The organism is Mucilaginibacter rubeus (assembly GCF_003286415.2).
In the GTDB taxonomy this organism is placed as follows: Bacteria; Bacteroidota; Bacteroidia; order Sphingobacteriales; family Sphingobacteriaceae; genus Mucilaginibacter; species Mucilaginibacter rubeus_A.
On the sequence record NZ_CP043450.1, the window covers coordinates 750,779 to 769,126 of the forward strand.

Consider the following 18,348-nt stretch of genomic DNA (forward strand, 5'->3'; position numbering starts at 1 on the left):
GACGCATGTGATGCGTCTCTACAAAAATCATAATTAAATTGAATAGATCATTCCGTATCGTTTTCGTCTTAGTCTCTATACTATTGGGTTCCAACCTCCATGCCCAACAAACAAACCATCTGCGTTATGTTGATCCCTTTGTTGGTACAACGGTAAGCAATGTGCTCACTAAATGGGGTAACAATGGCGGCTGTTATCCCGGTGCGGTTGCGCCGTCAGGTAGCGTACAACTAAGCCCGGAAACGAGGGTTGCAGGAGCGAGAGGTTATAATTACATTGATAGTTCAATTTATTATTTCAGTTGCCTTGGGCATATGAGCGGTTTTCCCGAGGGATCATCTGGTCACCTTTTTATCATGCCATGGAATAGCGCAACAACTTTCGAGGCCGGTAAATCAAGCATCCGCTTTTCTCATAAAAATGAAGCTGCCGGGCCGGGTTATTATAAGGTAAGTTTTGATGGTCAGCCAATCACCGCAGAAGCAACGGCTACTGTAAGAACAGGGATGTTTCGTTTTACTTTTAAAGGTAATGATAGCCCGCAAGTTTTTATCGGGAACGCAGGCGAAATTCAGGCTGTATCAAATAAAGTACTCCATATTTCGGGGGCTAATGTTGTTATAAACTTTAGCGAAGCATACATCTACAAAAAGGAAGTTAAAGGCGGCTGGTTATTTGGCTTTTCTAATGCCCAGGGGCGCGCAGCAGTGATTACTTTACAGTTGAGTAAATCATCGGTTGGTTATTCCGGCGCACAACGCAATATCGATCAGGAAATCGGAAACCTTAGTTTTGAGGAGCTGCGGGCGAAAACTGCTAAGGAATGGGCTAAACTATTATCTGTTGTTCATATAACTGACGATAGTGAACCGCATAAAACGGTGTTTTATACAGCGTTGTATCATTCGCTGTTATTGCCCTGGGTAATTGATGATGTTGATGGTAACTATCGTGGCAACGATGGCCTGATCCATCAAAAGAGCGGACAAAACCAGTATGGCGGCTTTTCTCCCTGGGATACATTCCGATCGCTGCATCCTTTGCTTACCTTGCTTTATCCTCAAAAACAACAGGATGTGATCCTGTCCATGCTGGATGTTTATAAACAAAGCGGCCACCTGCCAACCGAAAGTATGACGGGCAATCACGCCACCCCAATTATTGTTGATTCCTATTTGAAAGGTATCACCGGTTTTGATAAGGCACTTGCTTATCAGGCGATGAAAAAAGACCTGGTGGATGGGCCATTCGTTCAATCGGATATGGAAGTATATCACGAAAAGGGTTATGTACCCTTTACCAAGCCGGAATCGGTTACCCGTACGGTTGAGTATGCTTATGATGATTGGGCCTTGTCGCAATTTGCGGACAAAGTGATTGGGGATAAACATACATTTCAATTATCATCAAACCGGGGTTTTAATTATCGCGCCCTTTTAAATAAAGATGAATTGTTTATGCTTCCGCGCAATGGCGGCGAGTTTAAACTCCAGCCGGGTACATCGGGGTATAAAGAGGGCGATAAATGGGTGTATTCATACTTTGTTCCGCAAAACGGAAAAGACCTCATCAATATGATGGGCGGTAATGTACAGTTTGCTGCGCGGCTTGATTCTGCTCTGAGCAATAACGTTATCCTGTTTGATAACGAAACGGTGTTTCATCTGCCTTATCTGTTTAACCAGGCCGGTAAGCCACAGCTAACACAAAAATGGCTAAGGGATATTATGCTCAACAGGTTCAGCGCTACACCCGGCGGTTTACCTGGCAATGATGACCTTGGTTCAACATCCAGCTGGTATGTTTTCAGTGCGATGGGTATTTATCCGGCGTGTCCGGGAAGACCACTTTATGCCATCGGCGCTCCATTGTTCAAGTCTGTAACGCTTCATTTACCAAACGGTAAACAATTTGTCATCGGCAGTAGTAATTCATCTGCAAAAAACAACTACGTGCAATCGTTGCAGGTGAATGGTAAAACATCGCAGCAATTAATTCTGCCACATTCGGTACTGGCAAGTGGGGGATCAATGAACTTTGATATGGGTAAGGAGCCCGCGAACTGGCCGGCAGATAAAGATCCTATTGAACTATCAGCCACGCAAAAAAACACGGCTTTCAGCATCGTTGGTTATTCGGTGAATAAAAAGACTGTAACTCCTGATGAGCCACTTGTTGTAAGTTTTAAGCTCAAGAATACAGGCAGCAGGGGAATTAAGACGGTAAAGTTATTGGTTAACGGAGCGCCTTACGCTTACAAAAATTGCCTGGTTGAAACTGGGCAAACTGTTCAGGATTCTATCAATTTCAGGCTTTATCCGGCTGGAAAAACAACATTGAAACTGGATAACATGGCTCCATTTACGGTTAATGTAAAGCTGCCTGTGAAGCCACAGGAAGCTTTGTGCAAAGTACTCGCACTGGACGTAAAGCCGATGATTAAACTAAATGACATTCAGGAAGTAAAATATACCATAAAAAATATCGGTGGGCTTGAGCACGGTTTTAACATCCCGGTCAAATTGAATGACCTTATCGTTTTTACCGATAGCATTAAACTTAAAGCAGGCGAAGTCAAAACTATCGCTCATAATATCAAGGCATTGACAAAAGGCTTTAATCGCCTGGTAGTTTATGATCATCCGCGGGTTAGGTATAAGGTTTATGAAAACGCCATGGAATCCCTACTGCTGGATTTTGCATCAATATCCTCCGGGAAAATGGTAGCCGATAGCTCAGGTTTTCATAATGATGGGCACATTATTTCAGCTACGCCCGATAGTAAGGATAAACTTCTGTTTGGCGATAATACTTATGTAGAGGTACCTAATGCCCCGGTTTTAGATAGGATGGGCGAAACTATTAGTATGATGGGCTGGGTATACCCAATGGAAAAAGAGAAAGGCTTAACAGATATCATCACCAAGGGCGATAATCATGTTTTGCAGATGACCGATAGTAAAACGCTCACCTTTTTTGCAGGAGGATGGGGCAGGGGCGATTGCACGGTAAACCTGCCTGCCGACTGGCAGCAGCACTGGCATCATATAGCCGGTGTATGTACGGGCAAAATGCTGTATGTTTATATTGATGGTGTTTTAGCCGGCACTTCTGAATTAGATGTAACCGCAGATCTGTCGGTAAATAACAAGTGGACCCTGAGCCGAAATGAGGAATTTCCGTCAGAGCGGGTGTTTCATGGTTATATCAACAAGGTGATGGTTTTCAGGGAGGCTTTGTCGGCAGATGATATAAAAGGCATTGTATCTTCAGAAAATGCATCGATTAGGCAATAGCGGAATATTGCTGAAAAAAATATCGGGCATATCACAAATATGATCTGAAAAATTAGAGATTTGCCAAGCCTGTTTAAACAAGCCTAAAAATCTATCTGAAATGATCTTAAACATTTGTCCGAAATTAAAACGGAAGGTATACCCCTTGATGCTGCTTTCGTTAGTGACTGTTGCAGCAAACGCCCAGCAAAAAACTACTAAAGTAAAAAAGGACGAGGTTGACTATGTTAACCCGCTCATCGGCACGGCCGCTACCGGTTTTGCTAAAGGACTTGACGGCGGTGGTACCATGCCCTGCGTTAACGTGCCGTTTGCTATGACCAATTTTGTTGCTCAAACCGGTGAGAATAAGATGAGCAAAATGAGTTATACTTACGAGGATAACTCGGTAATTGGCCTGATGGCTTCGCACCAGCCAACCGTTTGGATGGGCGATTATGGCTATGTATCTGTAATGCCCCAAATTGGCAACCTGCGTGTACTACCCGAAGAACGCAAGCTCATGTTTGACCATAAGGATGAAGTGGCAAAACCTTATTATTATTCTGTAAAGCTAAAAGCGGCTGCCAACACAAATATCAAGGCTGAAATAGCCGGGTCCAATACCTGCGGTATGTTCCGCTTTACCTTCCCAAAGGCAGATCAGGCGCATTTGATCATTCAGGGTATTAACCTAAATCCTACACTTACCGATTGGGCCAATGACTTTAAGGTGAGGATGAAGGAGCTGCGCGGATATGTACACGTTGATACTGTAAATAACGAGATCACCGGTTATAATCCCGACAGGCAATCGGCACAGCTTGGCCCGCCATTGAAAAACTTTAAAGGTTATTTTATTATCAAGTTTGATAAGCCTATTCGCAGCTACGGCACCTGGGATAACCAAACCATTAAAAAGAGAAGCAAAGAACAGTTTGGTACCCGCATGGGCGCTTATGTGTCATTTAAAACAACGGGTAATACTGTAGTAAAAGTTACTGTAGCTACATCTTTTATCAGTATCGATCAGGCACGTCACAACCTTAAGCGGGAAATCCCTGATTGGGATTTTGAGAAAGTGGTTAAAAGTACCCGCGATAACTGGCAGCAGCAGCTAAAGAAAGTACAAGTAGCTGATATTACCGACGGGCAGAAAACAATTTTTTATACGGCTTTATTCCACACGCTGCTTTTCCCAAGGGAGTTTTCAGAGTACGGCAGGTATTACAGCGCTTTTGATGATAAAATCCACAACGGCGTTTCTTACAATGATTATTCACTGTGGGATACTTTCAGGGCCTTGCATCCGCTATTGACCCTCACTCAGCCCGAGCGTGTAAATGATATGGTGAAATCACTGCTGCAAATGTACCAGGAGGGCGGATGGATGCCAATGTGGCCAAATCCAACCTATACCAATATCATGATAGGCACTCATGCCGATGCTGTAATTGCTGATGCTTATGTTAAAGGTTTTAGAGGTTATAATATCGCTTTAGCTTACGAAGCGTTACACAAAGACGCGTTTGCGGCACCTGATGGTGATGTTCAGAAAAAATGGGGCGACCGTGACTTGTGGACAAGCTTTGAAGCAAGGGGAGGACTGACTAATTATCATAAATTAGGCTACATCCCTGTAGATAAAACTAAAGAGTCGGTGTCCCGTACCATTGAGTATGGCATTGATGATTACTGCGTTGCCCAGCTTGCAAAAGCCTTAGGTAAAACAAGCGATTATAACCAGTTAATGGGCTGGAGCAAAAACTATAAGAATGTTTACAACAGCTCAACCGGGTTTATGGCTCCACGAAATGCCGATGGAAGCTGGTCGGCCCAATCTGATAGTGGCTTTACCGAAGGTACAAAATGGACATATACTTTTGGAGCTATGCAGGATGTACCGGGAATGATCGCTCTCATGGGTGGCGAAAAAGCTTTTGCCGACAAGCTAACTCACAACTTTAATGACGGACATTACAGGGCTGATAACGAGCCGGGCCATCATTACATTTACCTGTTTAACTATTGTGGCATGCCATGGAAAGCGCAGGAACTGGTAAGGCAACATACTTCGTGGCAAAATTTCAGAAATGCGCCTATCGGTATAAACGGTAACGATGATTGCGGGCAAACATCTGCCTGGTATATTTTCAGTACCATGGGTTTCTACCCGGTAACGCCGGCTTCAGGCTTGTACAGTATTGGCGCCCCTCAGTTTCCGTACATAGCTATGAACCTGCAAAACGGAAATAAGCTGGTGATTAAAGCTACTGGTCTGTCAGCCCAAAACAAATATGTAAAGTCAGTTACTTTTAACGGAGTAGCTATAAAAGACCATACCATATCACATGAGCAGATCAGCCATGGAGGTACTTTAGCGTTCACCATGACCAATATCCCTCAAAAAGATTAATTGGACGATGTAGATGCCCTTGCAATCAGTTGTGAAGGCATCACCAGCTCTTGTTCTGTCGTAATAATCCTTCCCGACAAGCGGCCGAAAAGTATTTCGGCCGCTTGTTTTCCCATATCATAGGCCGGTTGCAAAATGGTGGTTAGCGGCGGATTAAGTATAGCTGCTGTAATCTGGTTGGTGAAACAGATCACTTTAACATCATCCGGGATCTTCAGCTTGAGCTCGTCGCAGGCCAGGTAGGTTGAGGTGGCTAAATGCTCAACCGTTGCTACTATACCATCGGGCATTGCGGTGCTCAGATGTTCTTTAATAATCCCAACATTTTCAGTATTATATTTATTTGAGCAGGTTACAATCCCTGTTTCTTCAATCGTGATTCCGTTATCGGCCAAGGCTTTCCGGTAACCCTGCTCACGGGCTGATAAAATGCTCGGAAAGCCGCTGATGGTGATTAATGAGATGTTTTTACATCCTGACTGCAATAAGTGGCTGGTAGCTATATAGGCGCTATTAAAATCGTCAGTTATAATTTTATCCGCGTTTACATCCTCACATACCCTGTCGAAAAAAACGATTGGGATCCCCGTTTCCTGTAAGGTTTTTATGTGAGAGGTATCTTCCGTGTTACTGGCAACAGACATGATCACGCCATCTACACGACCGCTGGCCAGGTCACTAAGCATAGATGCTTCGCGTTGGTAATCGTCGTGTGTAAGGTAGATCAGGGAATGATATTTTTCGGGAGCAATGATACTTTCAATACCATTAATAGCCTGGCTAAAAAAACTATCGGCAATTTCGGGAATGATGATAGCTATAGTGTTACTGCTCTGCCGGCGGAGACTGCTCGCGTAAACATTAGGTACATAATTTAAGCGCCGCGCCGCTTCCATAACTCTTTGTTTGGTTTCCTGGCCAATGTCATAACTATCGCGCAGGGCTTTTGAAATAGTAGCTGTGGAGAGCTTAAGCTCTGCCGCCAGTGTTTTCATATTCACCTTGTCGCTTTTGTTACCGGAGGTCATTGTAAAGAGATATTTAAATTGAGCCCGGCAATATAACGAAAAAAGGCCTTGAGCTATTATTTTAGGTCTTGTTTTAACACGCAGAGACTTAAACGATTAAGCAAATAAATATCCCAAATTTGGTAAAACTGATGTTTGGAATCAGGAAATTTGATAGAAGACATAAGCAGAATTGTCCAACAATGCTGCTTTAAACCAACCAAATTATGAGCCAGATTAGCAACACACAAAACCAAGGTCCGTTAAATTCAATAGATGAATGGGAAGACGATCTGTTAGTCCGTTATCCTGATGCCGATACCATTGCCGCAGGCAGGGATACCGAAGCTTACCGCGATTATGAAAATAATTTAAAAGACAGCGTAAGGGAGTTTTACCGCTTACAGCATATTAACCAAACTTATGATTTTGTTCTGCAAAAAAAAGAGGAATATCTGAAGTTTGATAAAAAAGAAATGTCTGTTTGGGATGCGTTTGATTTCCTGAACCAACTGGTTGATGACTCAGATCCGGATACCGATCTTGACCAGCTTCAACACCTGTTGCAAACCTCTGAAGCTATTCGTGCCGACGGTCGCCCGGATTGGATGGTGTTAACCGGTTTGTTTCACGATATGGGCAAAGTATTATGCCTTTTCGGCGAACCACAATGGGCTGTGGTAGGTGATAGCTATCCGGTAGGCTGCGCGTTCTCAGATAAGATCATTTTCTCCGAATACTTTGATCTTAACAAAGATCATCATGATCCGCGTTATAATACCAAATACGGTATTTATGAGCCCAATTGCGGTTTAGATAACGTACACATGACCTGGGGCCACGATGAATATGTTTATCACATGCTGAAGCCATACTTGCCTGAGCCGGCTTTATACATGCTGCGTTACCATTCTTTTTATCCGCAACACCGCGAAAACGCTTATAGCCATCTGATGACCCCACATGATCATCAGCTGTTTAAGGCGGTTAATCAGTTTAACCCTTATGATCTTTATTCAAAAAGCCCGGTACCTCCAAACTGGAAAGAATTGAGGCCGTATTATGAGGATCTTGTGGCTAAGTATTTGCCATCTACATTGAAATTTTAAAAGAAAGTAAAATATACAAAACAACCGCTGCTGATCAATAATTTGCAGCGGTTGTTTTGTTTTAAACGGAAATTGTCTTTTTACCTTATAATTGGGCAGCCGTCTGTGTTCTACCTGACAGCAATTGGGTTAGGTTTTAAGAAACCTTCAAGGCCCATCCATTCGCCAAAGCGTTCAATCCATTTATCAGTAGGTAAATTTTGTTTACGCATACCAAAACCATGGCCTCCTTTGGTGTACATATGCAGTTCGGCAATGTGTTTTGAGGCTACCCATTTTTGATAGATATCAACGCTGTGCGGTGCAAGGCCCAGTTCGTCATCGGCGGCGGCGGTTACAAACATTGGTGGAGCATCGGGTAATATTTCCGATTGTAGTTCTGCAGGGAAGAAGGGGTACAGAAGCGCTACAAAGTCGGGTTTGTTTGCCGGGGTGTATTTATAAGCAGACGCGGCCGCAAGCGTACCGCCTGCCGAAAAGCCCATAATACCTATTTTTGAAGGTGACAAATTATATTCAGCAGCATGCTCACGCACATAACTTATGGCCAACCGGGCATCGGCAAGCGCCAGGGGAAACAGTTGTACTACATTGTCGTGGTAACTTTGGGTTTTATAGTTGGCGGTTACCTCACTTACTGGATCGTTAGTAAGACTATGGATTACGCGATATTTAAGCACAAAAGCAGCTACGCCATGTTCATTTAGCCATTTAGCTTCTTCGTTTCCCTCATTATCGATGGATAGCGTCTGAAAGCTTCCCCCGGGACAGATAACAACCGCCGTGCCGGTAGCTATCGCCGGGTCAGGTAAGAAAATGCCAAGTGATGGATGTACCACATTATATACCTTACGGGTATTAGCAGCATTATGTTCACTTACCGCTTCCTGCCATGTCCAGTTTTCGGATCCGGGTGCATTGCCTTTATAGAGCTGAATAACCTTTTGTTGTGCGTTTGCGAAGTATGCTGTAAAAAGCAACAGATAAGCGAGTAGTTTAAATTTCATAGCGGGGACATTTTTGAAAACCAATGTACCTGCTATGAAATTACGCCTGAAACAACATTTTGTTAATAAATTGATTAGGAAGGCGATCTGTGGCAGCTGCAAATATTGTCAATTGATTATGGCAAAAAAGAGCAAAATATAGCGAGCGATTACATTTTTTCTTTTAATTGTGATTTGCTTTCATTCTTTGAACAACTGGCATTTAGAACAATCCGTTAATGAGTTAGCAAAGGTTTATGCTAATCTCAGTTAGGCTTAATTGTTCGTTCATAGTCGTCAGGATTTGCATGCAGAAAAAATTTTACGCTTTGAGCGTGAATTCTGACAAAACCTGCAATTAGTTATTGGGAAATTCTGGAATATCAAAATTCTGCATAACCATTTTTCACAGCAAATAATGCAAGGGTAACCCGGTTTTTTACGTTGAATTTCTGAAATAATGCTTCCCTGTACCCATCAACGGTTTTGTGGCTTACGCTCATTTTGTCTGCTATTTGCTGATAGGTTAAGTCTGTACAGGCGTGCTTAAGAAACTCTCTTTCCCTTTCAGAGATATTAAGTGAATTATATTTAGAATTCCGTCCGTCATGCGGGTTGAATGGTGTTTTACTTGCCAGTTCGGCCGCCACCCCCGAAAAATAGTTAGAATAATAGCAACCATTATTGGCAATAGCTTCCAACGCCAGGTGCATATCTTCAACTTCAATGTCTTTTGATAAAAAGCCTTTGACTTTCAGGTGCAACATTCGTAATACTGCCTCCTCGGTTTCAAGCATCGAAATAAACAACACTTTAATTTGAGAATAGTATTTCTGCAGCCAGTCTACTGTTTCATAGCCATCCATGCCGGGCATAGCAATATCCATAAGTATAATGTCCGGGAGCTCCTTTCTGCGCAATTTTTGCCTTAGGCCTATACCGTTTTCAGCTTCAAAAAGTATCGTATACCGATCATCGGTATCACCAAGATGGACAAGTTTGATCAATCCTTTTCTGAACAGATTATGATCATCCACGATAGCAAGTTTAATGATTGGTTTTTGTGCTGAAATCATTTTGTCTGAGCTATTTGGATAATAATTTTGGTTCCCTTTCCTGGTTCGCTTTCTACTTTTATACCGGCATCAATGAGTTTAGCCCGTTTTCGTATATTCAATAGGCCTGTACTTTCTTTTCCGGGTATGCCTGCTTCAACAGATGCTACATCGAAGCCGGTACCATTATCTGATATGCTTAGCGTAAATAATTCGGGAGTGTAATCAAGCAGCACAATTAGGGAGGAAGCATTTGCATATTTAACAATATTGTTAAGCACCTCCTGGCATAATCTGTAAAGAATTATTTCATGTTCAGGGCGCAACCTGTACTCGTTACCGGATTTGCTAAAAACCAGATGATATTTTTGCGTTTTATTAATTCGTTTCAGTTCGTTTTCCAAAGCGCCAATAAACCCGATTTTCATAATATGATCCGTGTTAAGGCTTGCACTAAGAGCCTTTAACTCGGCCATAAGCTGTTTTGCTAATGATTTTGTTTCAGATACATTTTCGCGCGCTTCGGCAGGTACAAAAGTTAGTATTTCGGCTAAGTTGATATTTATGAGAGAAACCAAATGACTGAAATTAGCGTGCAACTCTTTGGCTATATGATCTAAGGTTTGTTCCTGTATTTCTAATTTAGATTGAAGTAATGTCTGGTTAAAGGCTTCCCTTATTTCGGCTAATTCCTTGTTGTGCAAAAAACGCTTTTGCTGATAAACAAACAAAAAGTAGATGATTGATGCTGTAAACAACAAAAGCAATATTGTAGATATGATAATAGTTTGCGTGCTTACGGCTGAGATTGTGGTTTGCATAAAAAAGCAGTTAAATAAAATGAATACATAATTATGTTCAGCCCATGATTAATATACAAAAATGATACGGCAAGCCCAGGCAGTTTCCCGCTGAGGTAATCAAGAAAGAGGAAAAACGGCAGTGTACCTGCATAATAAATCAGTGTACCAAAGGAGATCCACACCATAGGCGTGCGGCTTAGTATCATGATTTTCGGCTCGTGCAAAACCTGGTTAAAATAAAGCAGCGCAAGCGCTATAGCAGTAAAGTGAGTTAATATAAGGGTATAAGTATTGACATTGTCAGGTCCCTGAATAAAGAAATAGTTAAGAATCCCGAATATGATAAACAGTATACCCAGGTATCTGATGATTGCTTTTACCCTAACATCTTTTAAGAATAAATTATAAACCAGGACCAAAAAAGCGAGCCTCACAGGCAAAAATCCACAATAGATAAAAATGTTAGACCTTGGAAGATTCCACCAGGGGGTTTGGTAAAGGTACCATTTCCAAAGAATTGCCATCGTCTCCACAACCATCGTTATCAAAAGGTATATTGCAAATAATCGGTAGGGCTTTAACCGTGCCAGCATAAAAGATCTCATGCCGGCAACGGTACTCAACAAAATTGGGACAAGGTATAGGTAGTTAATACTTAGTAATTTGTGCATAAGCCAATATAAGTATAATCCGGCAAAACCTTGACCCTCAATCGCAAAGCGGAGGACATGGCGATCCAAAATTAAAACCTCTTTCTTTTTCGGGATCAGAGTCAACCTGCTCTGAAAAATCACGCGCAATTGAACTACGGTCGGCAAAATCGTGTTCGTGTTCCGGAATTACATCACTATGGATGGTGTGGCTACCTTGCCGCACTGCCCGGGTAGCGTACATTAATAAACAGGTTTGGCCCTCAAAACGGTGTCCTGACTCGTAGGTGCCGAAGTACATGCGCAACCCATCGCCATTGGCCCGTTCTATTTCATCCAGCAGCTGGGTTATGTGGGCCTTCGAATACCAGATGCTTTTTGTATCTGGCTTACCTATAGCCTGGCTTAGCATTAGGTTTTTCTTTGATGCAAATTCATTTATCCGCCCGGTTGTAACATCATTGTCTACAAAAAAAGGAGGAAGAGGGATTAGGGTTTTTTGATTTTCCATGATTTGAAAGTTGCTTTTGGTTTAATGATGCTAAGCTAAAAGCTTGCTCGCGCCTAAAAAAGTATCTGACTGATTTACAGGAAAAATCCCCTCCCTCTGTTTAGCAAGTGACAAGGTATTTTTGATTTGCCTAAAGGGACCTGACCTAATTTAATAAATATGATATGAAAGGAGCATTGTTAGTTGGTATTAATGAATACCCCGGAAATTTAGCTCTACACGGCTGCGTTAATGACGCGGTTGCGCTTAGTAAAATGCTAAGCAGCAACGGCAATGGTTCGCGTAATTTTCATTGTGATATAAAAAAGAATGTCGCAAGCCGAACTGAACTTCGTGTATTGATAAAAAAGCTTTTTGAATCGGATCTTGATACTGCACTATTTTATTTTTCGGGTCATGGCGCGCTAACCGAGCGGGGCGGAATGATCATCACCCCCGATTTCAGGCCGATGGATGAAGGAATTGGCATGGATGAATTGCTTGATGCTGCCAACAGGTCAAAAATAAAGCAAAAGATCATTATCCTTGACTGTTGTCATGCCGGAGCTTTAGGTATTCCCAATGTAGCAGGAAACGGACACGCCCTGCTTGCCGATGGCGTTACCATATTTGCGGCTGCAGGTAAAACGCAAAGCGCCATGGAACGCAACGGGCATGGCCTGTTTACATCTTTATTATTATCAGCGCTTGAGGGGGCTGCCGCCGATATTGCGGGTAATATTACAGCGGGCAGTATCTATGCTTACATTGACCGTTCTCTTGGTTTTCTTGAACAACGGCCTCATTTCAAAACTAATATCAGCCGTTTTCAATCGCTGCGCAATGTAGTACCGCGCGTAGAGATACAGGTATTGAAAAATATTACCGATTACTTCGATCTGCCCGACGCTTTATTTCAGTTGGATAAAACTTACGAATTCACAAACAGAAAAGTGGCCGTTCCCGCTCATGTGGAGATATTGGGACACTTACAGCAAATGCGAAGCGTGGATCTGGTAGAACCTGTTGGAGAAGAGCACCTTTATTGGGCGGCACAGCGCAATAAAAGCTGCCGGCTCACAACCCTTGGAAAACACTACTGGAAATTGATAAAAGAAGACAAGTTATAGTCAATGAACGAGCCAAAGAAATTGATGGGTTTTTTGCCCAATATGGATACCCCGGTGATTCATGCTTTCACTTCGGATAAGGAAGAGGTAATGGCCAATGAGCTTGTTACGCTAAGTTGGGATACAGAAAACGCCCGCGAGGTAAAATTGGATGACATAACACAGGATGGGAATTTATACACAACCACATTAACAAACACACGCACTTTTAACCTCGTAGCATCCGGTATTTTCAGGAAAGCTCAGGCATCAAAACAAGTTAGATTATATATACCACAGATACTGTTGTTTGATTGTAAGCCTACACAAATCAGAGAGGGGGAGCCTGTTAGTATTGTTTTTCGGTTCAAATATGGCTTATCGTGGAAACTTATGGCAGAATATACCGGTCTGTTACTCGGCCAGCAGGAAGAAGTAGCTAAGGGTGCTGTGCAGGACGGATATGGCTGGACCGACCAAACTATTGAGCTAACGCTGAAGGATATTTGCAATCTGCGGCTACAGGTAAGAAATGGTGCAGAAATATCGTCAGATAGGATCATGTTGGGTACACCGCCGGTGAAAGTAGCGCTTGATTCAAATAAAATAACTGCGGTACCAGGATCTTCAATTAACCTAACCTGGAGAACTGAAAATGCTACCGGGTTATGGTTAAACCCGGGCAACATCGACCTTAAGGGGTGCAACTCTTATAACCTGGTAGTTAGCGGTGATCACGACCTTCATCTTGAATTGATAGGCAAGGGCGATTTTGGCGGTCATGCCAGTGACACCAGGACTATTATGATAGCTAATATTAACAAGTTCTATGTTTCTGATAATAATGACGGCGAAAACCCGGAGTTTTTTCTGAATTGGGATACTTCCCGCTTAAAGCAGTTACGGTTACTGCCCCAAAATAATCCGGTTGATCATTTGGTTGAAAAATACCGTATGCCTGCCATTTCAGATACCGGCATATATACGTTAGTAGGCCTTACTGCCGAAAAAGATGAAATTACTTCAAGCCTGACCATAAAAAGCTGCCATATTGAAAGCTTTGAGCTTGATACCGGAAAGGCTATGATAGGTACAACCGCCAAACTGAGGTGGAAAGCAAATGCTGCAAGGCGCCTGCAACTTACCTTCTCCGATCAGCTACTCCCTGTAGATATTTCGCCGGTGATCACTGAGCATCATTTTGCAGTGACTAAGGATTGTGATTATGTTACACTAACCGGTTGGGGGGATAACAATGTAATGTCCTTAACCGTTCCTGTGCCCCGTTTTATTGGGCCTGAAATAAAAACACTCACGCTTTCATCTATCGATGTGCAGTTGGGGATACGCTGGGTTGAATCGCCGGCTATCCCCGGTTCGCAACTTGCCGGGCTTATCAGATCATTACGCAGCAACCACAGCTTACCTGCTCAGTATAACGGAGCATGGCGTTGGGTAATATTTCCGGTGGCTTCTATGTCTGCCGCATTCAGGCCAATCATGAACTGGCCGTTTCATGTTTTTACCAAAATCTTAAAAAATATAAACTATGCCCCACCCAGATCAAACACCCCCGAAGAATAGGTTTATTCATTTCCGAAAGAAGTATTTTCCGTTTTTGTGGTTTATTGCCGCAGCCGACGAAGGATTGCTGTTGCATTGTCCGATACCCGAGCAGGATAAGCAGGCCGGTATAGGTGTAGCCATATTATGTACCTCTATAGCCGCATGCATTTCATCGTATTACGCCATTCATTCTTTATTTGGCACATGGACAACCGCACTGCCGCTGGCACTTTTCTGGGGGCTCATTATCCTTAACCTTGACCGGTTTATGGTAGTAAGCATGCGTAAAACCCGCGAAAATAACTGGCTGCAGAACATTTGGGTGGTTTCGCCACGTATCGTACTTGCCCTTTTTATTGCAGTGCTTATCAGCAAACCACTTGAGGTAAGGATCTTCCTGAACCAGATAGAGGCGGCAACTACAGCCCACAATGAAATACTGCAGAACAAAGCTTTAATTGACAGAAGCCAACTGGTGGACAAAGTAAAAGGAGAAGCAAAAGATTCAAATACGGCTCTGGAAAACGCGATCAGGGAAAGCAGAAACCGATACCTTGATCCTGTGTATACCGATTTGGATAAATCATATAAAGAAAGTTTAGCCCAAGCCGAAGGACTTCGTCAACAGAAGATCAGGTTACAGAGCCGGTTGAGTATCACGCCCGAGGAAGCCCCCGGCAGGCCGGGGCTGGAAGCGGCAATTGGTCGTGTTAGAAGGACGCTTGAAAATCAGAATAACAACAGCCGGTCGCTTAAACAGCAAAGGGATGACAGGGGTGCGGAGTACGATAAGAAACAATCAATTATTGTTAACCGGCTACAGGAAAATAATATAAGATTACTTGGCACGGCACAAAGTCAGGAAGATAGCTTAAATCATAAGAAAAACATATTGGCCCAAAAAGTTGATATAGCGAGTAAAGATATCCTCGGGCAGCTTAGCGTTCTTGACGACCTTAAAGAACATAATCCGGGTATGGCTGCGGCCAATCTGCTAATTACTACCCTCTTTTTCCTGCTTGAACTGGCCCCTGTATTGGTTAAGATGGGCTCGCACCGGGGTAAATATGATACACTGCTCAGCATACTTGAACAGCAGGCGCTTGATGAGGAAGAAGCCGCGATAGAAGAATCGAGGCAGGGAAAAATTGTGAGGGCAAATGCGGCGGTACGGAATACCGGCAAAGCAGCAGAACTGGATTCGGAGCTAAAAGAACAGGTGAAGGGTGAAATACTTACCGCACAGGCGGCGCTTGCGAAAAAGATAGTAGTAGCCTGGCAGCAACAGGAAGAGGAGGCATTGAAAAGAAACCCATCCGGCTATCTGGAACATAAAATAACCACTGCAGATAATTGAATATCACAATGGAACAGGATCAAGAAAAAACACCCGTGACCGAAAAAACGTTAGAAAAAGAGGAAACGCCGGCATCTGCACAAAAGGTAGCAGGTTTACAGTCAAATTCTGAGACACCGGTTAGCAATGCGCCAATAAACACCAATGAAGTAGCAAGCGCAACAGGAAATACCGATGATAAAAGCAAGGAAGTAAGTAAAGAGAGCCCGGCTGGTAAAGTAACTGCAAGCAATGGGGAAATTGTTAGTAAAGAAACTTCGAGTAATTCTGAAAGCAGGAAGTTGCGGTCAAATGCTGTTCCTCTTTGGGAGAAACTTAACTCTGCATGTCATGATATCGAAGTTGATGAGCACAGCAATTATTATTGGCCGGAAGAAAGGACCCATACCAATAATATCATCAGGCAGTTAAAGGAAAAACGGATCCTGTTTATTCGGTCCTTCACCGAAAACTGGTCGTTTAGGGCCTTACAACGCCTGGCTACGGTGATGCATGCCGAAAACGAGGGAGGTAACCTCATCATCCGCATCAATACCGGCGAAGACCTTGACTTTGGTTTTTGGATCAATGAACGGCCATTGCCATATCCTGTGGTTATTATTATGCCTGTTCACCGGTATGATTTTTTTCAAAAGTTTACGCAAAACGCGCAGTATGTAATGAATACTCAATTACCCGAATTGAGGCGGCTAAACCTGCATATTGTATGCCAGATCCAAACCACAACGACCGTGTCTGAAAGATTTCCGGGCGGCGATCATTGGATGAAACAAACCTATGCTTTTTGGGATATACCGGTGGTAAAACTTGAGCTAACCAGCAAGTTTGGTGTACGGGGGCAGGCAACTTTTGAACAAATACAGGATAAAATAGAAAAATACGGCGAACACGCTGTTGGGTGGGAGCTGGTAAAACGTTCATACGCAAATCCTGAAGATGTAAAAGAGCAGCTTGATAAACATATAGAGGAGTCGGCGCAGGAAATACGGCAAAGGAAAGAAGCCCTGATAAATATACTTGACGGAACAGACTTTACCCCTAAACTTCTTGTTTTTTGCGCTTCGTTTTTTAGCGGTTTGCATTACAGGGATTTTACTGAACTGGTTACCCAGTTGTTAAAATATGAACAAGTCAATCAGCAATATATAGCTACAGACCAGGCTGTTACTGCCGAACCTAAATTAACCTTAGGCCAGTTGTGGGAAAAAAATGCCGACCAATACCTTCCAGCCTGTTCAATAAAAACGGTGTGGAAGGATGGCAACCACCAGGTAGAATTTGCTTTTCGGGGATTGGCAGATATCATGTCAGCCTATATCACAAACGAACGGTATCCCTTTTTTTACCGGGTTTACCGCAACTTCGAAAATGCCAAGTTAATTACAAATCTTAACCTGAGTAAGGATCTGGAAAAGTCGCTGATCAATTTATTTGCCAAGGCCGCCCGTATGGACACACAAAACTATAGCGCCGAATGGCTGAAAAATGAAGTGTGCACTTTGTGGGAGGAATATTCAAAAGAAATGCCCGAGCAGATAGATAGCTATGAAGACCTGTTTAGCTATTTATATGATAAGAAATTTTTCGGAGAAATGTTACTTAAGCGGGTACCGCTCATTATTAACGGACTGCTTACGGAGAATGATGCGGACTACCGTGAAATTATCAAAGAGTTTTTCCGGTTATTGTTAAATGAACCCCATGCGCGCAGGATAGCAATAATTATAGCCTCCGATCTGTATAAGAAATTTAAGGGGACAGATACCTTTTCTACTGAGGACCTGATGGATTATTTCAGGAAGACACTGGAAGGTAATAATTCATGGGACGACCGCTTTTTTGCATATGATGCTCTTCGTGATTGTATGGAGGCCGAGGCTATGCGCCAGCAATCAGCTTTCAGCGATATTTTGGGATGCATAAAGGTACAGGTACCTATGAGCTGTGGGACAAAATGGACGGAGATGAGTTTCCACAAACCTTTGTGGCATTGGTAGCACAGCTACTCAGCGAAAACTCTTTGAAAAACCTGGGTCTTATCATGGAAAACCAGTACAACAGAGAGCAGTTTGAAAACCGCGTATTATTGCTGGAAGGATTGGAGACAGACGAGATCTTAGTAGTTTCGGCGCGTTTTTATGAACCTAATAATACGGCTATATCATTATTGGCAGATGCCCTCGAAACCTGGTTCTATTTACTTACAAAAAATACCGGGGCAGATATTCAGCCGGAAATGCCATTCATGCCTGTTTGGACAGCCTATGTAAGGCTTCTGACCCAATCATCCCAACTAAAAACACTACGAAAAATTAGAAGCTTTTGGCAGATAAAAACCGGTTATTATACACTGGTGATCCAGGATATAAGCAGCCGGATTACTAAGAAGGATAATAAATTATCGGCTTATCTGCAGTCGCTCAAAAAGCGGCGTACAAGTTTGCGCATGCTGTTACGGCATTTGCAAAGTGACCCTGTATTTCAATTACCCCCAACTGATTTCAAAACCTTAAATCAATAAACAA

The 18,348-nt window shown here is 42.9% G+C and carries 13 protein-coding genes; 8 read left to right on the forward strand and 5 right to left on the reverse strand.

The annotated features are described in order from the left end of the window. Positions 1-38 precede the first annotated feature (38 nt). On the forward strand, positions 39-3,296 hold the full coding sequence (locus DEO27_RS03035; RefSeq protein WP_146750000.1) for a GH92 family glycosyl hydrolase: 3,258 nt from the start codon (positions 39-41) through the stop codon (positions 3,294-3,296). Positions 3,297-3,396: 100 nt separating this feature from the next. Beyond that, the gene (locus DEO27_RS03040; protein WP_223818150.1) at positions 3,397-5,691 is read left to right on the forward strand and encodes a GH92 family glycosyl hydrolase; all 2,295 of its coding nucleotides are present in this window, start codon (positions 3,397-3,399) and stop codon (positions 5,689-5,691) included. Here DEO27_RS03040 and DEO27_RS03045 read toward each other — a convergent pair. Beyond that, positions 5,688-6,719: a LacI family DNA-binding transcriptional regulator gene (locus DEO27_RS03045; RefSeq protein ID WP_112569606.1), complete on the reverse strand. Its 1,032-nt coding sequence runs from the start codon at positions 6,717-6,719 to the stop codon at positions 5,688-5,690. The two genes, DEO27_RS03040 and DEO27_RS03045, sit on opposite strands and share 4 nt — an antisense overlap. Positions 6,720-6,925: 206 nt before the next feature. On the opposite strand from DEO27_RS03045, the gene DEO27_RS03050 reads away from it, so the two are divergent. Next, complete coding sequence (locus DEO27_RS03050) at positions 6,926-7,807, forward strand: inositol oxygenase family protein (protein ID WP_112569608.1); 882 nt, start codon at positions 6,926-6,928, stop codon at positions 7,805-7,807. A 110-nt stretch (positions 7,808-7,917) separates the two neighbouring features. Here DEO27_RS03050 and DEO27_RS03055 read toward each other — a convergent pair whose 3' ends face one another. The 4 genes from DEO27_RS03055 to DEO27_RS03070 form a co-directional block, all read right to left on the reverse strand. Then, positions 7,918-8,814, reverse strand: coding sequence for an alpha/beta hydrolase (locus DEO27_RS03055; protein ID WP_112570044.1), 897 nt, complete (start codon positions 8,812-8,814; stop codon positions 7,918-7,920). Positions 8,815-9,176: 362 nt separating this feature from the next. Beyond that, entirely contained in the window at positions 9,177-9,869 is a 693-nt protein-coding gene (locus DEO27_RS03060) for a response regulator transcription factor (protein ID WP_112569610.1), read from the reverse strand. After that, positions 9,866-10,669 carry a sensor histidine kinase gene (locus DEO27_RS03065; RefSeq protein WP_112569612.1) on the reverse strand — a complete coding sequence of 268 codons (804 nt, stop codon included), beginning with the start codon at positions 10,667-10,669 and terminating at the stop codon, positions 9,866-9,868. The genes DEO27_RS03060 and DEO27_RS03065 overlap by 4 nt, the downstream gene beginning before the upstream one ends. A gap of 690 nt (positions 10,670-11,359) precedes the next feature. Continuing rightward, positions 11,360-11,812, reverse strand: coding sequence for a hypothetical protein (locus DEO27_RS03070; protein WP_112569616.1), 453 nt, complete (start codon positions 11,810-11,812; stop codon positions 11,360-11,362). 164 nt (positions 11,813-11,976) lie between these two features. Between DEO27_RS03070 and DEO27_RS03075 the strand changes: the two genes are divergently transcribed. From DEO27_RS03075 to DEO27_RS03095, 5 genes are read left to right on the forward strand one after another with little or no spacing between them, the layout of a single operon-like run. Continuing rightward, on the forward strand, positions 11,977-12,921 hold the full coding sequence (locus tag DEO27_RS03075) for a caspase domain-containing protein (RefSeq protein WP_112569618.1): 945 nt from the start codon (positions 11,977-11,979) through the stop codon (positions 12,919-12,921). Positions 12,922-12,924: 3 nt separating this feature from the next. Further along, positions 12,925-14,484, forward strand: a complete 1,560-nt coding sequence (locus tag DEO27_RS03080; RefSeq protein WP_112569620.1) for a hypothetical protein — start codon at positions 12,925-12,927, stop codon at positions 14,482-14,484. Then, on the forward strand, positions 14,450-15,823 hold the full coding sequence (locus DEO27_RS03085) for a DUF4407 domain-containing protein (RefSeq protein WP_112569622.1): 1,374 nt from the start codon (positions 14,450-14,452) through the stop codon (positions 15,821-15,823). The genes DEO27_RS03080 and DEO27_RS03085 overlap by 35 nt, the downstream gene beginning before the upstream one ends. 8 nt (positions 15,824-15,831) lie before the next feature. Next, positions 15,832-17,820: a hypothetical protein gene (locus DEO27_RS03090; protein ID WP_112569624.1), complete on the forward strand. Its 1,989-nt coding sequence runs from the start codon at positions 15,832-15,834 to the stop codon at positions 17,818-17,820. Continuing rightward, positions 17,739-18,344, forward strand: coding sequence for a hypothetical protein (locus DEO27_RS03095; protein WP_149301862.1), 606 nt, complete (start codon positions 17,739-17,741; stop codon positions 18,342-18,344). Before DEO27_RS03090 ends, DEO27_RS03095 begins: the two co-directional genes overlap by 82 nt. Positions 18,345-18,348 lie beyond the last annotated feature (4 nt).